Raw genomic sequence first — 503 nt, 5'->3', positions numbered from 1 at the left:
AGGGGACGTCGGAGGTAGTGAAGCGCGCCAGTGCCAGGCCCAGCAAGGGCCAGGCCGCCAGCGTCAACAGCGCTGCTTGCAACTGCTGTCGTCGCGTCAGGCGGTGCACCTTGAGAACACCACCGTCATTGCCATGGCCACGCAGCCACTGCCACCAGCCCCAACCAGAGAGGGCGACGAAGAACAGCTGCAGGCTGGCTTCGCCGAAGAGTTTGCTCTGGGCGAACAGCAGCGCGTACAGCAGCGAACTGACGATTGCCAGCGGCCACCCCAGCGGATTGACCCGCATGTTGCAGCCGACCATCCACAGCGATAGAACGAAGGCGACGACCTCGAGCCAAGTCACCGGGCCGCCCCACAGTGTGAAGGCTTCGCTAAACATAAGCCCCCACGCCCCCTCCCGGGGGCTGCCTTGCAGGCCGCGCCGGGCCAGAGCCCCGGCTCCTCGGCAGGCACGAACAGTCCTCAGGACTGTTCATGTCCGGCCTCGGCCCCCCGAGGGG

1 protein-coding gene is annotated in these 503 nt (G+C 66.8%); it reads right to left on the bottom strand.

Going from position 1 to position 503, the window contains the following annotated elements; genetic code table 11:
- Positions 1-346, bottom strand: a 346-nt coding sequence (locus tag AC1DYI_RS38125; protein ID WP_477209228.1) for a nicotinamide mononucleotide transporter family protein, incomplete at its 3' end; no start/stop codon positions are given.
- Positions 347-503 lie beyond the last annotated feature (157 nt).

The organism is Ideonella sp. P3_A4 (genome assembly GCF_056403075.1).
The sequence above is the reverse complement of the archived record's forward strand: the minus strand, read 5'-3'. Positions and strand labels throughout refer to the sequence as shown.